Origin of the sequence: Streptomyces sp. XM83C (assembly GCF_023072675.1) — a bacterium.
In the GTDB taxonomy this organism is placed as follows: domain Bacteria; phylum Actinomycetota; class Actinomycetes; order Streptomycetales; family Streptomycetaceae; genus Streptomyces; species Streptomyces thermocoprophilus.
Map to the genome: position 1 here is coordinate 1 of NZ_JALLGL010000628.1, position 897 is coordinate 897.

At 75.9% G+C, this 897-nt stretch carries 1 protein-coding gene; it reads right to left on the bottom strand.

Annotated elements, in window-relative coordinates:
• Positions 1-897, bottom strand: an 897-nt coding sequence (locus MTQ10_RS30800; protein ID WP_374117732.1) for a maltotransferase domain-containing protein, incomplete at both ends; no start/stop codon positions are given.

Genomic DNA, 897 nt, shown 5'->3' on the forward strand with positions numbered 1-897 from the left:
GCACCCCCACATCGTCCGGCCCGGCGGTCAGCGAGTTGTTCTTCCCCTTGCGGAACGTCGTGCCGATCGGGTGGATCGGCGGCAGGTAGACGACGTCGAAGCCCATCTCCGCGATCTTCGGCAGCCTGCGCGCGGCCGTGCGGAACGTGCCGTGCGGGCACTCCGGGGTGCCCTCCGAGCGCGGGAAGAACTCGTACCACGAGCCGTACAGCGCCCGCTCCCGCTCCACCAGCAGCGGCAGCGGCTGCGACGCCGTCACCAGCTCCCGCAGCGGATGCCGGGACAGCACCTCGTCCACCTGCGGGGTGAGCGCCCCGGCCAGCCGGGCCGCCGCCGGCCGGGTCTCGTCCCGCAGGGCCGCCACCGCCTCCAGCAGCGCTTCCCGCTGCCCGTCTTCCTCCGGGGCCTGCGCGGCGGCCCGCTCGTACAGCCGCGCTCCCTCCTCCAGCACCAGGTCCCCGTCCATCCCCGCGGGGATCTTGATACGGGCGTGGTGGCGCCAGGTCGCGATCGGGTCGGCCCACGCCTCCACGCGATACGTCCAGCGGCCCGGAGCGTCCGGCGTGACCTCCGCGCCCCAGCGGTCGGTGCCCGGCGCCAGCTCCCGCATCGGGGTCCAGGGGCCGTCGCGGCCCTCCGGGTCCGTCAGCACGACGTTCGCGGCGACCGCGTCGTGCCCCTCACGGAACACCGTCGCCGTGACCTGGAACGTCTCCCCCGTCACCGCCTTCGCGGGACGCCGGCCGTGCAGCACGACGGGCCTGACGTCCAGGACCGGGATACGGCCGACAACCGTGCCGGCCCCCGTGGGGGCGGGTGCGCGTCCCGGCTCCGGGGCGGGCGCCGGCTTCCGTGCCGAGGCGGGTCCCGGTTTCCGTCGCGAGGCCGGGCGTGGGC